Genomic DNA, 15,239 nt, shown 5'->3' with positions numbered 1-15,239 from the left:
CGAGGCAGGGGCGTTGTGGGCAGACATCGGCCGCCTGAAGGACATGACCTGACGCGGGTTTCGAGTACGAGGGGTGGGGTTCGGTGACTGCAACAGACAGTGTGGACACGGCGCAGGAGGAGTACGCAGGTGGTCGACGTGCATCGGACCGCTTGCGGACGCCCCGGGAGACTGCCGCGCGAATGCTGAACCGGTATTTCGTCGATCCGGAGGACGTACCGCCGCCGCGCGACTGTGCACGGGGCGAACTCGACGACATGGCGACCACCTGCAGCGAACTGGCTGCAGGGGTCCTCGATTCCGGTCGACTACCGGTCGCGGGGGCCATGGACACCTTCCGGGACGCCGCAACGCGGTGGGCCCGCGACGGAGTGCCACTCGGCCGAATTCAGCACGCGATCAACGAGGGCTGCGCGCTGGGTCTACGGGCTGCCGAGTCAGCGGTGAACCGGGAGGCAGGCGCGGCGGGTGATGACCGGACGATCCTGATCATGGAGCTTCTGAACGTGGTCACCGAGGCGGTGTCCGACGCTTATCTCACCGAGTTTCGCACGTTGGCGCAGAACGGTCCACGGCACGACGTCGAATTGCTCGACGCTCTGCTGACCGGCGACGGCACTGCCCGCAGGATCGCCGATCGAATGGGTGCGCTGCTCGCCGAGGAGTATCACGTCGTGGCCCTGCACTTTCCGGCGCATGCCGACGAAGGGGGTAGGCGCGGCGATGCGGCGATGATGGCCGCACGGAAGCTGCGGAGAATTCACGCGGCCCTGGCAGCGCACAACGGAGACATCGCCCCCATCGCATCCATCAGTGCGACGGGCGGAACGGTACTGCTGCCCGACGTTCCAGGTGCCGACGTCGACGAACTGGTCGAGCGGCTTGCCGACGCCGGCCAGGTCGCAGTGACGGCGACGACCGGGTCGGCAGCGATCGACGACATCTCGGTGACTGCGCCGCACCTGTACGAGCTCTTGAGCCTGGTCCGCAGGTTGCACTACACGCCGGGCACCTACCGCATCTCGGATCTGGTGTTCGAGTACCAGGTGAGCCGGCCCGGACTCGGTCGAAAGCACCTCGTGACTCTGATCGATCCACTCCGTGACTCGGTCGACCTACTCCCGACGCTGCAAGCCTTCGTGGACTCCGATTCCAACAGGAAGAAGACAGCCACGTGGCTGACGGTGCATCCCAACACCGTCGACTACCGCCTCAAGCGGGTGGATCAACTCACCGGTCTCGATCCGATGAAACCGTCGGGGTTGCGGCGACTGCACGCAGCACTGATCGCCGATCGCCTCGAGGCACGCCGAACCCCGGTGGACGAGCGATCACTGTGACTGTCTCGGACGGCGCGGTGCTGGCAGCGTCCGCGGCGCTCGAGTCGGTGGATTCGGTGGCGGCGCTGTTTCAGCCGGTCGTCGAACTGTCGACCGGACATGTCGTCGGCTACGAGGCCCTCGCTCGGTGGCCGTCGCCGAGCAGCGCACTTCCCGAGGACGTCTTTGCTCTGGCCCGTGAACGGGGACTCGTCGGCCGAGTGGATGTGGCCTGCCGCGCGGCAGCTCTGCGCGCGGCGAGGGAACGTGCCTACTCCCGCAGGGTGCGGTTCTTCCTCAACATCGAACCGGGTTGCTTCCGTGACGAGCAGGACGTCGACATGCACCTCGACGCCATCGGCGACGATCTCGACGTGGTCCTCGAGATCACCGAGCGTGATCTGGATCGGAACGTTCCGTTGCTGATGGCCCTCGTCCGCGGCGCGCGCGCACGCGGGATGGGGGTGGCCATGGACGACGTCGGAGCGACACCGGCAACCCTGGATCTACTGGCGCTGGTGGCACCGGACATCGTCAAGCTCGACGCGTCGATCGTGCGAGCTCCGCTGCGGTCCCGACCGGCGATGCGACAGGTTCGCGCCTACGTTCGGTCGAGCAATGCGATCGTGCTGGCGGAAGGCATCGAGACGCGTCGACATCTGCGGCGCGCGAGAGCACTCGGAGCCAGCTTGGGGCAGGGATGGATGTTCGGGCGGCCACTGCCGCTGCCGAATCCGACAGAAGGCCTGTGACAGAGAAGAACCCCGCACCCGAGCCGTGAAGGCTGGGTGCGGGGTTCTGCTGCATCGATGGATCAGTTCGTGAACTTGTCCTTGATGTTGCCGGCTGCGTCCGAGACGTCGTCGCCGACCTGCTTGGTCTTGCCCGACGCCTGGTCCTTTGCGCCTTCGGCAGCAAGGTCGTCGTTGTCGGTCTTGTGGCCGATCTTTTCCTTGGCTTCGCCCACGAGCTCTTCTGCCTTGTGCTTTGCCTTGTCGATGAAATCAGCCATGTGAACTCCTCGAAATAGATTGTGCTGCTCGTGCATGGGAGCTATATCCGAGATCGCGGTCGGTAATCATCGGACTCCCGGCCGTGTTGCCGGCACGGGATGCGGGTACGTGCCGTTCATGACTGCACAGACGAACGACCCACATTCGCATGAGACGCCGGCACCGGAGCACCGCCGCCCCGACGGAGTGGACGACGATACCGTGGCAGCCACGGGCAAACTGTCCGAGGCACTCGAATACGTCGAGCGCGCTCGCGGCCACCTGTACTCGTTCCATCAGCTGATGGGACACGCGGATCTGCTGCTCGGGGAGGCCTCCGACGCGTTGTCGGACGCCGGGCACGACGCGTTGGCACAGCGACTCGAGACCGACATGATCGGCCGCAACATCGCTCAGGGGCGGTGGACGTTCCAGCTCGTCGAAGAGTTCGACGACGGGTATTGGACGGTACTTCGTGATCACGAGCGGGCGGTCCGGAACGAGCTGCTCGACGGACGTCGGCACGTCTTCGAGGCCGAGATGAAAGAACAGCGACGAACGCACGGTCGCAGCGGCCACGAGGCGCGTCCGACGGAGTGATCTGGCTCTGTCACAACGAAAAGCACCGGCCTCGCCGTGATCGGCGAGACCGGTGCTTCGGGTAGAAATGTTTGTCAGCCGGCTTGCTTCGCAGCGTCGACTTCGCTGGTCGCGCTTGCGGTGGAGAGCTGACCACCGGAGTTCTCCAGGTGCGCGCGGACGAACCAGTGGAACAGTTCGAGCTGGGCGCTCTGGCCGATGAGCATGTCCTCGGTGATCGGATCGATCTCGCCGACCTCTTCGATGTTCTTACGGGTGGTCTCGATGACCCCGGTGTACACCAGATCGAGAGCGCCGAGGTGCTCGATCGCCGTCGCCCGGCCGATCGAGTAATCGTCCCAGGAACGTTCCTTGACGATGGTGCCCGGCGTTCCCTTCGCAGAGGAGCCGAGGGTCGCGATGCGCTCGGCGACCTCGTCGGCGAAGCCGCGCACGGCCTCGACCTGAGGATCGAGCATTTCGTGGACAGAGATGAAGTTCGGTCCGACCACATTCCAGTGAATGTGCTTGAGCGTGAGATGGAGGTCGTTGTAGGCGTTCAGGCGATCCTGCAGGATCGCTGCGACGCGCGCGCCCACGTCCGACGAGAGTCCGGGAACGGTGTACGAGTTCTTGTCAGCCATGACGACGGTTTGCCCCATCACGGCGAAGTACAAACATGCCCCGCCGGATCGATTCCGGCGGGGCATGTGTCGTGCGGAACTACTTGTCGAGTCGAGGCGAATCGGTACCCGACGTACCCGTCGACGAGGTGCCGGCGGTGGAGGTTCCGTCCGTCGGATCGACGATCGGACTGTCGGCTGCGGCCCTGTCGACCGCGTCGGCGCTGTCTTCCTCCGGGGGATTCTTCAGGCTCAGGATGATCGAGCCTGCCAGGACCACGACGATGACCACCAGGCTGACGAAGGACGGGATCTCGGGGATCGACGTGCTGATCACCTTGTGCCCGGCCTGCAGGATCAGCTTGACGCCGATGAAGGCGAGGATGATCGCCAGTCCCTTGGACAGGTAGTGGAACTTCTCGAGCAACCCTGCGAGCAGGAAGTACAGGGCACGCAGGCCCAGGATCGCGAACGCGTTCGAGGAATACACGATGAACGGGTCGTCGGTCACTGCCAGAACGGCAGGAACACTGTCGACCGCGAAGACCAGGTCGGCGGCCTCGATCGCCACCACGACGGCGAGCAGTGGCGTGGCCACCCGCTTGCCTGCTTCCTTGACGAAGAACTTGGTACCGGAGTACTCGTCCTGAACGGGGACGATCTTCTTGAGCAAGCGCACTGCAATGGAGGTGCCGGGGTCGTACGAGTCGTCCTCGTCCTTCATCAGCTTGTACGCGCTGTAGAGCAGGATGGCGGCGAAGACGAACAGAACCGCGGCGAACTTGCTGACGATGGCCACACCGGCGGCCAGGAAGATGGCACGGAAGACCAGGGCGCCGATGACACCGAAGAACAACACGCGGTGCTGGTACTCACGGGGGACCTTGAAGTAGCCGAAGATCAGCGCGAAGACGAAGAGGTTGTCGACCGACAGACTCTTCTCCAGCAACCATGCCGTCGTGTACTCGACTCCGGCCGTTGTTCCCAGCGTGAAGAACACCACGATGCCGAAGATGATGGCGACGCCTACCCACAGTGCGCTCCACCACGCGGCCTCCTTGAAGCCGATGATGTGCGCGCCGCGGTGCGCCAGCAGGTCGATGGCCAGCAGGATCAGGACGACGGCACCGAATGCGGCCCACGCCCACCATGGGACGACGTTCATGAACGTCCACCCTTACCGGTGAACTTCGTGCCCAATTGCTTCAACTTCGCCTGATTCTCGGGCTTGGTTGCATATCGGCGCGCTCGGTCGATCATCTGTTTGCCCTGAGGGCTGCGAGCGAACGCGGTCAACTTCTGTGTCAACGACGACATCTGTCCTGCTCCTTACGTTCTCGTTCGATCGGTATGTGGGGCGGTTCGACCGCAACTACTCCAGTCTGACTGTTTGCTTTACTGCAGGCAGGGTTGTTTTGCGGACATGTTTCAGCAGACTTTCTTGCCGACTTCCGGCAATCTCGGCCTCAGGTGCGATTCAGGAGTGCAGGCCGGATCGCGGCCAGTCGAGCAACATCGCGCCGAGTACTGCCGTGTGCAGCGCAAATGCCTCGACGGGATTGCCCACATCTTGCCCGGTCAAATCTCTTATTCGCGACAATCTGTACGTGACCGCGCGCACTGACAGATGCATCCGGCGTGCGGTGGACGCCGAGTTCGCGCCGGTCTCGAAGTACACCTGCAATGTTTCCAGCAGTGGGCCTGCTCCGCCCCGAGCGCTCGTCAACGGGGTCAGCAACGTCTCGACCAGATCGGCGATCGCGGCGCGATCACTGATCAGAACGCGATAGACGAGCAGATCACGGGCGTCGACGACGGGTGTGTCGAGCCCCAGCGACGACGCGAGGTCGAGCGCGTCCAGAGCGTCTCGGTACGACGCCGCCACGCCGACTGCGCCGCTGCGTGGGCGACCGACTCCGAGCTGTATCCGTCCGTATTCGCCGCGACGGCGCAGGTCGACCGTATCGCTCGGGCCGGCTGCAGACGCACCGAGGACTCGTCCCACACGGGTGAGCACGTGGTCGACGGCCTCGCGATCGGGTGCCGGAAACACCACGATCAGCCGACCTTGCTTGGTGGCGACGAGGAGATCGGCGTCCCCTTTGCTGCCCTGCACGCTGCGTTCGACCAGCCCGATGGCCGACGTCGCGTCGGTGAACGGAGTCGTGGACGTGACCACGGCGACTGCGTGCGGACTCGACAGATCCAGCCCGAACGTCTGCGCACGTCCCAGGACACCGGCGACATCGGCCGTTCCGGAGAGCAGATCGTCCACGAACTCGCGGCGTGCCAATACCTCCACGCGAACCAGGGTCCGCCGGGCGAGCTGAAAGCCTTCGGCGAGTTCGGCCGCGGCGTCGTCGACGGCTCGAAGCATGACCTCGCCCGCGGTGACGACCCCGGCCGGGTCTGCTGCGGCGGCCTGCACGGCGGGCAACTCGCGCCACAATCGCCACGCCGCCGACAGGTAGAGGTCGAGCAACGCGCGCAGAGCCACACCCGCTCGGGCTGCTTCGTCGCCGTGTACGCGGCACTCCCGAAGTTGCTTGCGGGTGAGCGGAACACCTGCGTCCACCGCATCGGTCACGACGTCGAGAAAGTTCCCCAGGAACGCGACGTCCAGGCCGCCTGCGTCCGAGGCCGCTTGCGCGGCCACCGCGTCGAGCGGTGTCGCGTCCGGCTGTGTGGCCATGTGTTCGAGGGTCTCCCATCCGAGTCGAGGTCAATGGTAGGCGGCGCTCACACCGACACCGGCTCGACGACGAGCTCGTGGACCGCGCGGCGTGTTCGGTGTGCGACCGGGTGGCTCGGGGAGCAGAATCACCGAAATCGCCTCGCGTCGGCTGCTGTACCGCCCGCGGCACGGTTCGGTCCGCACCGTTCGTCTTCACGTTGGGAGTCTCGACCATGACATCGTCGAACGGACCCGCATCGGGTCTGCGCTCGCAGTTGTTCCGCAAGAAACCGATCGCAGAGCCGGACCAGCAGCCCGGTGGTCTGGAACGCACCATCGGGACGTTCCAACTGACGATGTTCGGAGTGGGAGCGACCATCGGCACCGGCATCTTCTTCGTGCTCTCGCTCGCCGTTCCCGAAGCCGGTCCAGCCGTGGTCCTGTCGTTCCTGGCCGCAGGAATTGCCGCCGGGCTCGCCGCTATCTGTTACGCCGAAATGGCCTCGGCGGTGCCGGTCTCGGGATCGACGTACTCATACGCATACGTGACGATGGGGGAGGTGGTCGCGATGGGTGTTGCGGCCTGCCTGCTGCTGGAGTACGGGGTGTCGAGTGCCGCGGTCGCGGTCGGCTGGAGCGGATACCTCAACGAACTTCTCGGTAACCTCTTCGGCTTCACCATCCCGCACGCGTTGTCCGCGGCACCGGGTGACGCCGATCCGGGAATCCTGAACTTGCCCGCCGTCGTGCTGATCGTTCTGTGCGCCGTCTTGCTCATTCGCGGTGCGAGCGAGTCCGCAGCGGTGAACGCAGTCATGGTCGTCATCAAGCTGGGCGTGCTCGCGCTGTTCGCCGTCGTCGGATTCACCGCCTTCGATTCCGGCAACTTCTCGGACTTCATGCCGCTCGGAGCGGCAGGTGTCACCGCGGCGGCCGGCACCATCTTCTTCTCGTTCATCGGTCTCGACGCCGTCTCGACAGCCGGGGACGAGGTGAAGAATCCACAGAAAACCATGCCGCGAGCCATCATTGCCGCACTCGTCGTGGTGATTGTCTTCTACCTCGTCGTTGCGGTCGCGGCGTTGGGCACACAGCCGTGGACAGCATTCGCCGGGCAGGAAGAAGCCGGGTTGGCCGAGATTCTCCGAAATGTGACCGGACGGGCATGGCCGGCCACGATTCTGGCGGCGGGCGCGGTGATCTCGATCTTCTCGGTGACTCTGGTGACGATGTACGGGCAGACGCGCATTCTGTTCGCCATGGGCCGAGACGGGATGCTGCCCAAGGCGTTCGCGAAGGTCAGTCCCCGGACTCACACCCCCGTCAACAACACGATCGTCGTCGCGGTGATCATCTCGATCCTCGCCGCGTTCGTTCCGCTGGACAAGTTGGCCGATCTGGTGTCGATCGGAACGCTCGTCGCGTTCATCGTCGTGGCGATCGGCGTGATCGTCCTGCGCCGGACGATGCCCGACCTCGAGCGTCCGTTCAAGGTGCCGGGCTACCCGGTGACACCGATCCTGTCCATCGCCGCGTGCATCTACATCCTGTCCGGCTTGCGGTGGACCACGTGGTTCTGGTTCGGGCTCTGGCTCGCCGTGGTTCTCGCGTTCTACTTCCTGTGGGGTCGGCATCATTCGGCGCTTCGATCGGTCGGAAAGGTCGCGGAATGAGCGTGCTGATCGCGTTCGCGCCCGGCAAGGGGAGTGTCGGTGCCCTCGATCTCGGTGCGCAACTGGCCCGATCCCTGACCACGAACATCGACGTGGCAACCGTGGTTCCCAAGCCGTGGTCGACGCCGTCGATGGCCAGGGTCGACGCCGAGTTCGCCGACTGGGCCGCGTCGACGGCCACCGAGTCGGAGGCGAAAGCCCGCCACTACTTGGAGGAACGCGCACCCGATGTCGCGGCGTCGTTCCATCGGATGTCGCACCGCTCGGTATCCACTGCATTGACCGAGGCCGCGGAGACCACCGGGGCGTCGATCCTGGTTCTGGGTTCCTCGGGTGACGGTGCTCTCGGGCAGGTTGTCGCCGGTTCCACCGCGGACAAGTTGCTCCATTCCTCGCCGGTCACCGTCGCGCTGGCCCCGCGCGGCTACCGCATTCGAGATCGGGCCGTCCTGACGCGGATCACGTGCGCGTTCTCGGGCGACAGCGAGGCCACCCGCGTCGTGGGGCCCACAGCGGAGTTGGCCCGCGACACCGGTGTGCCACTTCGCTTGGCCTCGTTCGTCGTTCGCGGGGCGACGATGTATCCGCCCGAGATCGGGCTGCGAGCCGAGGACGACGTAGCAGCGGAGCTCGCCCGAGGACTGAGCGAGGCGCTGACCGCTGCGGTGGACGACGCTGTCGCGGTGGGGTTACCGGCCGACCGCGTCGACACCGAGTTGGCGACCGCGGGCAGTTGGCGAGAAGCACTCGACGAACTGCACTGGCAGGACGGTGAAGTGCTGACCATCGGATCGTCCGGGCCGTTGGGTCCGATCGCTCGGGTGTTCCTCGGTTCACGGGCAACGAAGATCATTCGGCACTCGCCCGTACCGATTCTGGTGTTGCCGCGCCGGTGAGTGCCCGCTACCGGTTCAGCGCCAGCACCGACAGCAACTCGTACGCGACATGGGCCGCCGCGATGCCGGTGATCTCGGCGTGGTCGTATGCGGGTGCGACTTCCACGATGTCGGCACCGACCACGTTGAGCCCCACGAGACCGCGCAGCGTGTTGAGCAACTCGCGCGAGGTCATCCCGCCGGCCTCGGGTGTGCCGGTGCCCGGAGCATGCGCGGGATCGAGAACGTCGATGTCGACCGAGACGTAGACCGGGCCACCGTCGAGGCGACGACGCATCCGCTCGACGATGCTGGCCACGCCGTCGACCTCGTAGTCGTCGGAGCGAATCACCTGGAAGCCGAGCACCCGGTCGTCCTCGAGGTCCTGCTCACTGTAGAGAGGGCCGCGGATACCGATGTGCTGGGAGCGTTCGAGGTCGATGAGCCCTTCCTCGCTGGCTCGTCGGAACGGCGTCCCGTGTGTGTACGGCGCACCGAAATACGTATCCCAGGTATCGAGGTGGGCGTCGAAGTGCAACACCGCAATCGGCCCGTGATCACGCGCGAGCGAACGCAGGATCGGGAGCGCGATGGTGTGGTCTCCGCCGAGAGTCAGCACCGAAGAGCCGTCGGCACGTAGGTCCGTCACGGCATCGTGCACGGTCTGCAGCGCTTCGGTGATGTCGAACGGATTGACCCCGATGTCGCCGAAGTCGGCTACCTGTTGGCGTGCGAACGGCGAGACCTGCAGGGCAGGGTTGTACGGCCGCAACAGTTTCGACGCCGCACGAATGTGGCCGGGTCCGAAGCGCGCACCCGGCCGGTAGCTCACCCCCGAATCGAACGGCACGCCGAGAATCGTCACGTCTGCCCGCGACACCTCGTCGAGCCGGGGGAGTCGCGCGAATGTCGTCGGTTCGGCGTAACGGGGGACCTTGGTGGCGTCGAGCGGGCCGACCGGGGTGTGTTCCGGGTTGTTCGCATTCATCGAGATGTCCCTCCGCAGTCGAGCGCCCGGCCGTCGAAAGGTCGACCATGTCGCTCGGCAAGCGTTACTCTGATGCTCGGTCTTGTCAACACAAGTTTCCTGAAAGGCGAAAAGGGTGTCTTCAGCCGCGCAGGTTGACGTCGATGCGCCACGGATCGGTGCGCGCCTGAAGGAGGCGCGCCTGAAGAAGCGGCTCACGCTCGACGCGCTCGCCTACACCTGCGGGGTCACCAAGGGGTATCTGTCCAAGCTCGAGCGCGATCAGGTGAACGCATCGGTCGCATCCCTGGTTAGAGTCTGCGCCGCGCTCGACGTACCGGTCGGCTCGCTGTTCGACGACGCACCCGTCGGCGAAATGGTACGCGCACAGTCGTTGCCGCGCATCATGTTCGGTGGAGAACAGATGACCGAGTATCTGCTGACGCCGGTAGGGGAGCGTCGCGTGCAGGTGTTGTTGGGGCATATCGAACACGGCGGCGGAAGTGGGTCCGAGGCGTACACGCTGCCGCTCGACGTGAGCTTCGTGTACGTGATCGACGGCGAGCTACGGGTGATCTTCGAAGCCGATCCCGGCGCGGACTTCGGCGGGGACGACATCTCTCTCGGGGCGGGGGACGCCTTCACGTTCTCGCCGCGCCGTCGGCACAGTTTCCGCAGCGACAGCAGCGGTGGGGCGCGAGTGTTGTGGGTACTGGCACCGGCACTGCCCGAAGAATTACCGATCGGAAAGCCGGGGTTGCATCGGTGACGAACACCGTCTCGCTCTATCAGGGGCCGGAGGACTCCGGCGATGTCGAGGCCAACCTGACGGCACTCGATGCTGCGGCTGCGGCAGCCGCGGCGGCAGGTGCATCGATCCTGGTCACTCCGGAGATGTCGGTCAGCGGTTACGACATCGGTGAACTCGTCGTCGATCGTGCCGAACCGTTGGACGGGCCGATCTTCGGGAGGGTCGCACAGATCGCCCGTGCTCACGGCGTCGCGATCGTGTACGGATATCCCGAACGCAGCGGCGAGTCGGTGTACAACGCCGTTCAGGTCGTCGATGCGACCGGTAAATCGCTGGCGCGGTACCGCAAGACGCACCTGTTCGGTGAGCTCGATCGTGCCCACTTCACCCCAGGCCAGAAGTTGGTGGTGCAGTTCGACTTCGGAGATCTGCGCTGCGGTCTGCTCACCTGCTACGACGTCGAATTTCCGGAGACCGTCCGCGCGCACGCCGACGCGGGTACGCAATGGTTGATCGTCCCGACCGGTCTGATGTCGCCGTTCGAGATCATCGCAACCCACGTGGTTCCCACGCGGGCCTACGAGAGTCAGGTGTTCGTCACCTACGTCAACCGCTGCGGCACCGAGTCGACTCTGACCTATTGCGGCCTGACGTGCGCCGTTTCTCCCGATGGCACCGACATCGCCAGAGCCGGTGTGCACGAGCAACTGTTGACGGTGCACTTGGACCCCGCCGACCTCGACAGGTCCCGAGCGATCAACACCCACCTTTCCGACCGACGTCCGGATCTGTATCGGACGGCTCCTCGTCCCGCAGGGACCGCAGGCCCGGTACGAGCCGAGCAGGAGAACGACAGATGACCACACCCGTCACCCCGGACAGCGCGATCGAGCCCGAGGACGAACAACCGCTCACCATGTTCGGGCCGGACTTTCCGTTCGCTTACGACGATTACCTCGCCCACCCGGCCGGCCTGGGTAGCGTTCCCGACGCTGCACTCGGTACCCGAGTCGCGGTGGTCGGCGGCGGACTCGCAGGAATGGTCGTGGCCCGCGAGTTGCTTCGGCTCGGCCTGGAACCGGTTGTCTACGAATCGGATCGGATCGGCGGCCGCATGCGATCGGTGCCGTTCGAGGGACATCCGGGTGTGGTGGCCGAGATGGGCGCGATGCGGTTTCCGCCGTCCTCGACCGCGTTGTTCCACTACCTCGACTCCGTCGGGCTCGAGACGACGCCGTTCCCGAACCCGTTGGCCGAGGCGACCCCCAGTACGGTGATCGATCTCAAGGGCACCAGCCACTACGCCCGCAAGCTCGAGGATCTCCCGCCGATCTTCGCCGAGGTCGCCGACGCATGGAACAGAACGCTCGAGGAGCACGCCGAACTGATTCCGTTGCAGCGCGCCATCCGCCGGCGGGACGCGGCCGAGATCAAACGCATCTGGAACGAACTGATCGTGAAATTCGACGATCAGACCTTCTACGGATTTCTCGCTGCGTCCGAGCATTTCTCGTCGTTTCGCATGCGAGAGTTGTTCGGCCAGGTCGGTTTCGGAACAGGAGGTTGGGACACCGACTATCCCAACTCCATTCTCGAGATCCTTCGTGTCGTCATCACCGCAGCCGACGATCACCACCGCGGCATAGTCGGCGGGTCACAGCAGCTGCCGATGCGGTTGTGGACCGACACACCCGCGGACCTGGCGCACTGGCCGGCGGGTACGTCGGTCTCCTCGGTGAACGGCGGCACCACGATGCCGCGCGTCACCGAGATCAGGCGCACCGGGGGCGGCACGACGATCCACGACGACCGAGGAAACATTCGGACGTACGCGGCCGCGGTCGTGACCGCGCAGAGTTGGATGTTGCTCAGCAACATCAGGTGCGACGACGATCTGTTCCCGATCGACCACTGGACCGCCATCGAACGTACCCACTACATGGGGTCGACGAAGGTCTTCGCACTCGTCGATCGGCCGTTCTGGAAAGACAAGGACCCGGTGACCGGGCGTGATCTGGTCAGCATGACGCTGACCGACCGGATGAGCCGCGGCACATACCTTCTCGATCAGGGCGAAGGAAAGCCGGGGCTGATCTGCCTGTCCTACACCTGGTCCGACGACTCGCTCAAACTGCTGGCTCTCGATCCCACCGAACGCATGAACATCATGTTGCGATCGCTCGAGGAGATCTACCCGGGCGTCGACTTCCGCAGCCACATCATCTCGACTCCGGTGACGCTGTCCTGGGAGACCGAGCGCGACTTCATGGGTGCGTTCAAGGCCAACCTGCCGGGGCACTACCGCTATCAGGAAAGACTGTTCACCCACTTCGTGCAGGACGAACTCGAACCCCGACACCGCGGCATCTTCCTTGCCGGCGACGACATCTCGTGGACCGCCGGTTGGGCGGAGGGCGCGATTCACACAGCACTGAACGCGGTGTGGGGCGTCGTACATCATCTGGGTGGCACCTCGGCACCGGACAACCCGGGCCCGGGGGACGTCTTCGACTCCATCGCGCCGCTTCGACTGGGCGACTAACGCTTCGTTGCAGCCGACCGAGGTGGGCGCTCGTCGAAGACGAACAGTGCCAGCGCAACGATTAGCATGACGGCCACCACCCAGATCGCGCGCAGAGCGAACAGTTCCACCGACACCGCGCCGAGTACAGCGCCGCCGAGAAATCCGGCGATGACCGTGCCGAACCGCCGAGCCCTGATCCCCGCCTCCCGATCGTGCTCGACCACACGATGAAACGCCGCCATGGCCATGGTGCGGAGGTTGCCGGTCGTCATCGTCGTGTTGAACGGCGAATCCACCAACACCCGAAAGGTCGTCACTTGCACGCCCGCGACATGCGCGAGGATGACCGACACCACCGCATCGGGAACCGTTGCCGGCAGAAACCCGACGATCACCAGAACCAGGATCTCGTAGCAGAGCACAGCCCGCACCGGCCTGCGCACGATCCTCTCGATCGCAGGCAACGCGATGAACTCCGCCGTCATGACACCCAGAACGAACGCCGTCAACGGCGGCAGGAACACCAGCGCCTCCACCCAACGCCCGCCCGCCACGTCCACGCCGAGCAGCACCACGTTGCCGGTCTGGGCACCGGCGAACACACCGCCGCGAGTGACATAGGTGTACGCATCCAGAAATCCGCCCACTGCCGCCAGCAGCACTCCGAGCCGAACCGACTTTGCGGTGGCGACGGAGATCTGGGGTTCAGGACGAGGGGTGGTCATCGCGAAATCCTGACACAGAGGGGTGCACTCATGCCGCGAGTAGGGAGAGCAACAATTCCGCTCGCACCCGCGCCGACGTGAGATCCACCCCCAGCAATTCCTCGCATCGTGTGATGCGGTTGCGCAAGGTGTGACGATGCACCGACAGGTGGGCAGCGGCGGTTTCCCAGTGCCCGTTGGCTTCCAGGAACGCCCGAAGCGAACCCACCAGATCCGCGGTGTGAGTGCGGTCGTACTCGGCCAGTACGGCGATGGTGACGGCAGCCATGGCACGCAACGACTCCCGAACCGGTTCCGACGCCAGCAGCATCGACCCGGTGAAATGGACGACCCGATCACCGGGACCGGCCGCCGCGCACGCGAGCCGCGCTTGTCTCAGCGCGGTGGGGGCCTCGGTGATGTGCATGTCGGTGCCGACCCCCGCACACACCGAACGGGGCAGCGAATTCATCAGCTGCGCAACGAAATTCGCATCGCCTCCGGGTAGCAGCATCTCGGCACCGTCGTCGGTGGACCTGACGAACGTCGGCCGAGCGTGGGCGCGGAACTGAGCATCGACGGCATCGGCGATCGAACCCGTCCGCCCCGTCGCGCCGCGGAGAACCACCACGGTGATGCGTGAGTCGTCGTCGGCCGCATCGGCGAGATAGCTCGGTACGTGCGTGTCACCGGGGGACAGGAGATGCCCGTCGAGGAGAAGTCCGAGCGCGCGCGAGTTGAGGGCCGTCTGCTCCGCGCGCAGCCGCGCAGGCTTTTCCAGTTCGAGGGTTATCAGCGACACCGCATGCCCGAGCAATATCTGCTCGACTCCCGTCACGGGCCCCTTCGTGCGAATCGCGAGAAAGCTCGGCGCACTGGCGGTGATCGGTACCGAGTGCAGGCTCACGGTGCGGCCCGGCTCGCTCACCGACACCGTCGCGGGCGACGACGACGGACGGATACTGGCGGCGATCTCGCGGGCCTGCGCGATCAGATCCGCCGCGTCGACCGGATGGAACGACTCGGTGCGATGTCCGATGAGCGCGACGGAGGTGGACGTGGCGACCGCCAATTCGCGCACGATCGCGTCGACGCCGCCGTGCAGTGCGGCGCGGGTGATGCGGCTCTGTACCGACGCCGCCCGCAGGACTTCCTCGTACTCCTGCTCGGCGATGCGTGTGGTGACCGCCCGAATGACCGCGGCGAAGGGAGTGTCGTAGGGAACCTCGACGACGGGTAGCCCGACCTCGTCTGCCGCGTCGAGAAGTTCTCGTGGAATCACGCTGTGCGAGAGACCGGTTCCGAATCCGAGGCAGGCAACCCCTGCCGTTCGGAGGGTGCGGACGTACTGCGCGAGTGCGGGGCCGCCGGAGTCGAAGCCGAGACCTGTCGTGAGGATCAGCTCGCCGCCGGACAACCACGGACTCGGATCGGTGAGCTCGGTCGCCTGCGCGAAGGTGATGGCGGCACCGCTGCGTTCGGGCCCGCCGCGATGACTCAGCCGGAGGTCGCGTTGTCTCAACAACCAGGAAATCTGCACACTCACCTGTCGCACTGT

The 15,239-nt window shown here is 65.3% G+C and carries 16 protein-coding genes; 8 read left to right on the top strand and 8 right to left on the bottom strand.

What is annotated here, in order from left to right:
* Nucleotides 1-83 precede the first annotated feature (83 nt).
* Both CH278_RS12570 and CH278_RS12565 read left to right on the top strand, forming a co-directional pair.
* Nucleotides 84-1,340, top strand: coding sequence for a PucR family transcriptional regulator (locus CH278_RS12570; RefSeq protein ID WP_032366259.1), 1,257 nt, complete (start codon nucleotides 84-86; stop codon nucleotides 1,338-1,340).
* Nucleotides 1,337-2,071, top strand: coding sequence for an EAL domain-containing protein (locus CH278_RS12565; protein ID WP_230074240.1), 735 nt, complete (start codon nucleotides 1,337-1,339; stop codon nucleotides 2,069-2,071). The genes CH278_RS12570 and CH278_RS12565 overlap by 4 nt, the downstream gene beginning before the upstream one ends.
* Before the next feature lie 62 nt (nucleotides 2,072-2,133).
* Here the strand turns inward: CH278_RS12565 and CH278_RS12560 are convergent, their stop codons facing one another.
* On the bottom strand, nucleotides 2,134-2,331 hold the full coding sequence (locus tag CH278_RS12560) for a CsbD family protein (RefSeq protein WP_027496220.1): 198 nt from the start codon (nucleotides 2,329-2,331) through the stop codon (nucleotides 2,134-2,136).
* Between the two features lie 118 nt (nucleotides 2,332-2,449).
* Between CH278_RS12560 and CH278_RS12555 the strand changes: the two genes are divergently transcribed.
* The gene (locus tag CH278_RS12555) at nucleotides 2,450-2,911 is read left to right on the top strand and encodes a hypothetical protein (protein WP_027496221.1); all 462 of its coding nucleotides are present in this window, start codon (nucleotides 2,450-2,452) and stop codon (nucleotides 2,909-2,911) included.
* A gap of 74 nt (nucleotides 2,912-2,985) precedes the next feature.
* On the opposite strand, the gene CH278_RS12550 is transcribed toward CH278_RS12555, so the two are convergent.
* From CH278_RS12550 to CH278_RS12540, 4 genes are all read right to left on the bottom strand, one after another.
* The gene (locus CH278_RS12550; protein ID WP_027496222.1) at nucleotides 2,986-3,534 is read right to left on the bottom strand and encodes a Dps family protein; all 549 of its coding nucleotides are present in this window, start codon (nucleotides 3,532-3,534) and stop codon (nucleotides 2,986-2,988) included.
* A 79-nt stretch (nucleotides 3,535-3,613) separates the two neighbouring features.
* On the bottom strand, nucleotides 3,614-4,678 hold the full coding sequence (locus CH278_RS12545; protein WP_032371100.1) for a TerC family protein: 1,065 nt from the start codon (nucleotides 4,676-4,678) through the stop codon (nucleotides 3,614-3,616).
* Complete coding sequence (locus CH278_RS27530; protein WP_167326732.1) at nucleotides 4,675-4,830, bottom strand: hypothetical protein; 156 nt, start codon at nucleotides 4,828-4,830, stop codon at nucleotides 4,675-4,677. Before CH278_RS27530 ends, CH278_RS12545 begins: the two co-directional genes overlap by 4 nt.
* Before the next feature lie 160 nt (nucleotides 4,831-4,990).
* Nucleotides 4,991-6,205, bottom strand: a complete 1,215-nt coding sequence (locus CH278_RS12540) for a PucR family transcriptional regulator (RefSeq protein WP_032366258.1) — start codon at nucleotides 6,203-6,205, stop codon at nucleotides 4,991-4,993.
* A gap of 215 nt (nucleotides 6,206-6,420) precedes the next feature.
* Here CH278_RS12540 and CH278_RS12535 point away from each other — a divergent pair, with 215 nt between their 5' ends.
* Both CH278_RS12535 and CH278_RS12530 read left to right on the top strand, forming a co-directional pair.
* Entirely contained in the window at nucleotides 6,421-7,860 is a 1,440-nt protein-coding gene (locus CH278_RS12535) for an amino acid permease (RefSeq protein ID WP_032383632.1), read from the top strand.
* Entirely contained in the window at nucleotides 7,857-8,756 is a 900-nt protein-coding gene (locus tag CH278_RS12530; RefSeq protein ID WP_094622012.1) for a universal stress protein, read from the top strand. The genes CH278_RS12535 and CH278_RS12530 overlap by 4 nt, the downstream gene beginning before the upstream one ends.
* Before the next feature lie 7 nt (nucleotides 8,757-8,763).
* Here CH278_RS12530 and speB read toward each other — a convergent pair whose 3' ends face one another.
* On the bottom strand, nucleotides 8,764-9,723 hold the full coding sequence (speB, locus tag CH278_RS12525; protein ID WP_027496227.1) for an agmatinase: 960 nt from the start codon (nucleotides 9,721-9,723) through the stop codon (nucleotides 8,764-8,766).
* 115 nt (nucleotides 9,724-9,838) lie between these two features.
* Here speB and CH278_RS12520 point away from each other — a divergent pair, with 115 nt between their 5' ends.
* Genes CH278_RS12520 through CH278_RS12510 form a run of 3 tightly spaced genes read left to right on the top strand, consistent with a single transcriptional unit; the run spans nucleotide 9,839 to nucleotide 12,995 of the window.
* Nucleotides 9,839-10,471, top strand: coding sequence for a helix-turn-helix domain-containing protein (locus CH278_RS12520; RefSeq protein ID WP_094622011.1), 633 nt, complete (start codon nucleotides 9,839-9,841; stop codon nucleotides 10,469-10,471).
* Nucleotides 10,468-11,313, top strand: a complete 846-nt coding sequence (locus CH278_RS12515; protein ID WP_094622010.1) for a carbon-nitrogen hydrolase family protein — start codon at nucleotides 10,468-10,470, stop codon at nucleotides 11,311-11,313. Before CH278_RS12520 ends, CH278_RS12515 begins: the two co-directional genes overlap by 4 nt.
* Nucleotides 11,310-12,995 (top strand): flavin monoamine oxidase family protein, encoded by a 1,686-nt coding sequence (locus tag CH278_RS12510; protein WP_032371097.1) that lies wholly within the window; start codon nucleotides 11,310-11,312, stop codon nucleotides 12,993-12,995. The genes CH278_RS12515 and CH278_RS12510 overlap by 4 nt, the downstream gene beginning before the upstream one ends.
* Here the strand turns inward: CH278_RS12510 and CH278_RS12505 are convergent.
* Nucleotides 12,992-13,702: a YoaK family protein gene (locus tag CH278_RS12505; RefSeq protein WP_032371096.1), complete on the bottom strand. Its 711-nt coding sequence runs from the start codon at nucleotides 13,700-13,702 to the stop codon at nucleotides 12,992-12,994. The genes CH278_RS12510 and CH278_RS12505 overlap by 4 nt on opposite strands.
* Nucleotides 13,703-13,730: 28 nt before the next feature.
* Nucleotides 13,731-15,227, bottom strand: a complete 1,497-nt coding sequence (locus CH278_RS12500; protein ID WP_032391135.1) for a PucR family transcriptional regulator — start codon at nucleotides 15,225-15,227, stop codon at nucleotides 13,731-13,733.
* Between the last annotated feature and the right edge of the window lie 12 nt (nucleotides 15,228-15,239).

The organism is Rhodococcus sp. 05-2254-5 (assembly GCF_002258575.1).
Taxonomy (GTDB): domain Bacteria; phylum Actinomycetota; class Actinomycetes; order Mycobacteriales; family Mycobacteriaceae; genus Rhodococcoides; species Rhodococcoides fascians.
Note: the sequence above shows the minus strand (reverse complement) of the source record. Positions and strands in the feature narration are given on the sequence as shown.

Bases quoted from the DNA above. Each gene is read 5' to 3' on its own strand.
- CH278_RS12560 (WP_027496220.1), bottom strand. From the start codon at position 2,331: ATGGCTGATTTCATCGACAAGGCAAAGCACAAGGCAGAAGAGCTCGTG.
- CH278_RS12555 (WP_027496221.1), top strand. From the start codon at position 2,450: ATGACTGCACAGACGAACGACCCACATTCGCATGAGACGCCGGCACCG.
- CH278_RS12550 (WP_027496222.1), bottom strand. From the start codon at position 3,534: ATGGCTGACAAGAACTCGTACACCGTTCCCGGACTCTCGTCGGACGTG.
- CH278_RS12545 (WP_032371100.1), bottom strand. From the start codon at position 4,678: ATGAACGTCGTCCCATGGTGGGCGTGGGCCGCATTCGGTGCCGTCGTC.
- CH278_RS27530 (WP_167326732.1), bottom strand. From the start codon at position 4,830: ATGTCGTCGTTGACACAGAAGTTGACCGCGTTCGCTCGCAGCCCTCAG.
- CH278_RS12540 (WP_032366258.1), bottom strand. From the start codon at position 6,205: ATGGCCACACAGCCGGACGCGACACCGCTCGACGCGGTGGCCGCGCAA.
- CH278_RS12535 (WP_032383632.1), top strand. From the start codon at position 6,421: ATGACATCGTCGAACGGACCCGCATCGGGTCTGCGCTCGCAGTTGTTC.
- CH278_RS12530 (WP_094622012.1), top strand. From the start codon at position 7,857: ATGAGCGTGCTGATCGCGTTCGCGCCCGGCAAGGGGAGTGTCGGTGCC.
- speB (WP_027496227.1), bottom strand. From the start codon at position 9,723: ATGAATGCGAACAACCCGGAACACACCCCGGTCGGCCCGCTCGACGCC.
- CH278_RS12510 (WP_032371097.1), top strand. From the start codon at position 11,310: ATGACCACACCCGTCACCCCGGACAGCGCGATCGAGCCCGAGGACGAA.
- CH278_RS12505 (WP_032371096.1), bottom strand. From the start codon at position 13,702: ATGACCACCCCTCGTCCTGAACCCCAGATCTCCGTCGCCACCGCAAAG.